Source organism: Geomonas sp., assembly GCF_056994735.1.
The window spans coordinates 1-3585 of record NZ_JBXKJL010000405.1; the positions used below are offsets into that span (position 1 = coordinate 1).

The window sequence follows — 3585 nt, forward strand, 5'->3', positions numbered from 1 at the left end:
TGGAATAAATCTTCCAAGGTAAACCCCCGGCTTTCCAGGATGCGCCGGGCTTTGCGCAAGGCGGTCTGCTCGATCTGACGAGCCCGTTCCCGCGTCACGCCCAACACGAGACTCACTTCTTCCAACGTCATGTAGTGGTCGGTGTCTCTATGGACGGTTGGGTAATTCCAACTCAGATCTATGCTCGACTTTGGCCATCCTGGATGGTGTTAAGCCGTCGCCGCCAGTTGATCGAGCAGCGCTTCCCTAGTGGCCTTCGGAAATAGGAGACACTCGTTAGCGTCTGTCGACGTGCTGAAATAATTATGCGCCCATAAGGTCCGCCGCACGAAGGCTAAGACATCGGAGAATGTGGCCTCGGTCTTGGCATACCAGGCGGTGGTGCGCGGCCCCAGCGTCGCCCCGGCGGCCGTCAAGCGCTGCGCCATGAGGCAGACCAACGAGAACAGCCCGAACAGGACGGGCGTGGTGCGAGCGATGGCCAGATCGGACCACTGCCGCTGGGTTTCTATCCCCAGATGGCGGCGGCTTTCCTCGAACGTGACCTCCACATTCCAGCGCAGCACAAAAGCCGTCACGATCCATTGCGATTCACACGCCGGGCAGGTGCAGAAGAACGCCGCCGGTTCCGGATCACCCTCGGCGTTCACGACCAACACCCAGCGAATCGGCAACGGCTTTTGTCCGCGCCGATACCACAGGGCAACCTCGCTCAACAGCCGGACCCGGCGCGTCTCCCCACCATACCAGTAGAGTTCCATCTCTTCGCCAGACCGTTGGGCCTCTGTCACCCGGTCCTGCAACGCTGGCAGGCGTGCGCCTTTGCGTGGCTTCGGCCCGCGCTGCGCGCGCCGGCGGATGATCGGGAAATCATATAACTGGGCATCCAGCCGCAATCGGCTGATCAAGACCACCTGGTGTTGCACACAGGTCCACCCCAACCGCAGGCAGGCAAAGCTCCCATCCCCCAACAACACCCAGGGCCGCCGTAACCAGCGTGACACCGCCTTGACCATCTGGCCGGTCCACTCTACCGTGCTCTTATGGCGCTTCTTCGCCGCGTGGTTGGCCGGTTCCGAGGGCGCCAACACCGTCAAAAACGGCAAGGCCCAGAGGCGCGAACTCCACGGTAACCGGACCAACAGCATCATACAGACCCATTTCAAGCCAAAACATTTCACCACGTAGTGACGGGTTGAGCGCACCGCATCCCGGTAGCAGCCCTTCGCGTGAATCCGTGTTCCCCGACGCCGCTCCACCGTGTCATCCACCAGAATCAGCGGCACCCACTGCGGCGGCAGTAACCGGACCAATAGTCCCAATAAGATCTGCGCCGCCTGCAACCCCGACCAGCACGCCCGACTCAACACGCGATGATAGCGTTCAAATCGGGGTTCCTGTCCCAACCCCATCACCCGCAGGATTGCCGCAACCGTGCGGGGGCCTTGGCAGAGGACAGCGCCGATCATCAACACCTGGACATGACCCCAGACCGTGGCGGAAAACAACCCGGCAAATGGGGCCAGAACCGTTATAATCACCTCAGGCAGAGGGGACATGAGACGCTCCGGTTGGTATGAGAACCCCGTTAGCTTACCCCATCGTCACCTCTGCTTCCTGCTTCGAGAACCTCTTAATGGCCAAAGTCCAGTTAAACGGGCGTAACCAGTCGAGCGCGGTGTTGGTAAGAGGTGGTGGGTTCCACTGTCCAGTTTGAATGGACGTGGGTAGGATGCGAGTGTGAATCCACCTTCCCGAGGAACCCACCGATGCCGATGATGACGCCTACGCTGATTGAAGACAAGTGTTTTGATCTTCAAGGTTGTCTAGATGAGTTACAGACGTTCGTGCGGTCGGCGGCGGGCGCGGGCACACCGGTTCATGAGGTCGAGCGCGGCTTATGGCGCCGGCTGTTACCGTTGGGGTATCAGTTGCAAGGTCAGTTTTTCGCGTTGGTCGGGGATGGCGACCAGGGGGAAACCGTGACCTTGGGCGAGGGACAGGTCGTGCGGCGGTTGCCGACGCTTCATCGGCGGCCGTATCAGTCGGTGTTTGGGCCTTTCGAGCTCGACCGGGTGGTCTACGGGACGCGGGAAGGCCAGCAAATCGAGTTCGTGCCCTTGGACGCTCGCCTGGAGTTGCCGTCGGGTAAATTTTCCTATCTGTTACAGGACTGGGATCAGGCGCTGGTGGTGGAAAATCCGTACCAGCAGGTGAACCACGTGCTGTCCCGACTCTTGGGGTTAGAGCCATCGGTGGCCAGCTTGGAGCACATGACTCACACCCTGGCAGCAGCGGTGGATGATTTCCGGGCGATGCAACCGCCCGCCCCCGTCGCCGTGGCGACGCAGGTGATCGTGCTCAGTGGCGATGGTAAAGGGGTGCCGATCCGCAAACCGGCCACGGCACCGCCGATTCGCACGCATGAGCATCAGCGCGGGCCAAAACCGGATCGCAAGAAAATGGCCTTGGTCGGAGCCGTTTACCAGATTGATCCCTATCCCCGCACCCCCCATCAGGTGGTGGACGCCCTGTTCCACGACCCGGCAGCGGCGGCACCCGTGCGGGCAACCGGTCCACGCCCCGTGCCGCAGCACAAGCGGTTGCGGGCCAGTCTCAACCGGCCGGCGGGCACCACCCCGGTGCGCGCCGCCGAGGAGATTTTTCCCTGGCTGGTCGCCGAAGCCCAGCAGCGGGATCCTGAACAGCAGCGTCCCTGGGTGGTGTTAATGGATGGACAACCCGCCTTGTGGGAGGAAGTCGACCGCGCCTTGGGTAACACCCCGCGCGTCGAGATTCTGGACCTGTTACATGCTACCAGCTATCTGTGGGAGGCCGTGCATTTGTTCCATCCGGCCGGCAGTGACCTGGCGCTAAAACTCATGAAATTACTGGTCTTGGGATTGTTAAGTGGGGTGGGGGCCGCGCTGATCCCGTGGCTCATCGATCAAGTTGAATCCATCGGTTTAACCGGGTCTCAGCGGGAACGATTGGACCAGATTAGTCAGTATTTTCATCATAACCAGGCGCGGCTGCACTACGATCAGTACCTGGCAGCGGGTTATCCCATCGCCTCCGGCGTGATCGAAGGGGCTTGCCGACATGTGATCAAAGATCGCTTGGAGCGCACCGGCATGCACTGGACGGTTCCCGGTGCCCAGGCATTACTGCAATTGCGCTGTGTGGCCCTCAACGGGGACTGGGAAGCGTTCATGAAACACTATATCGATCAGGAATCGAGACGACTCTATCCCCATGCCCATTTGGTCGAGCCAGCCGAATGGCCCTTACTCAAAGCCGCTTGAGCGGAGGCGCGCTCGACTGGTTACGCCCGTCCGAAATAGCGGATTACTTGAACAAAGCTGACACGGTGAATACGATGATCCAGGAAAAAGAAGAATTAGTTAAGAAACTTGAAGCTGAACAACAAAAGCTCGAATGCGATATCGACAAATTGTACGAGCTCTACCTTTCCGATCAAATAACAAAAAAAGAGTTCGGGAAAAAATATCGTCCACTCGAAGAGAGGCGCAAACAATTGGAAGAGCAGATTCCCGTCATTCAGGGTGAGTTAGACTTCTTAAA

The 3585-nt window shown here is 59.4% G+C and carries 4 protein-coding genes; 2 read left to right on the forward strand and 2 right to left on the reverse strand.

The genetic code is table 11. The features are described 5' to 3' along the window. Window positions 1-131, reverse strand: a 131-nt coding sequence (locus AC11W3_RS17400) for a sigma factor-like helix-turn-helix DNA-binding protein (RefSeq protein ID WP_484093445.1), incomplete at its 3' end; no start/stop codon positions are given. A 78-nt stretch (window positions 132-209) separates the two neighbouring features. Then, window positions 210-1559 carry an IS701 family transposase gene (locus AC11W3_RS17405; protein ID WP_484093442.1) on the reverse strand — a complete coding sequence of 450 codons (1350 nt, stop codon included), beginning with the start codon at window positions 1557-1559 and terminating at the stop codon, window positions 210-212. Between the two features lie 210 nt (window positions 1560-1769). Here AC11W3_RS17405 and AC11W3_RS17410 point away from each other — a divergent pair, with 210 nt between their 5' ends. Both AC11W3_RS17410 and AC11W3_RS17415 read left to right on the forward strand, forming a co-directional pair. Next, window positions 1770-3305 carry an ISKra4 family transposase gene (locus AC11W3_RS17410; protein WP_484093443.1) on the forward strand — a complete coding sequence of 512 codons (1536 nt, stop codon included), beginning with the start codon at window positions 1770-1772 and terminating at the stop codon, window positions 3303-3305. Next, window positions 3281-3585 (forward strand): hypothetical protein (locus AC11W3_RS17415; RefSeq protein WP_484093444.1); only part of this gene is annotated, 305 nt, incomplete at its 3' end. The genes AC11W3_RS17410 and AC11W3_RS17415, both read left to right, overlap by 25 nt.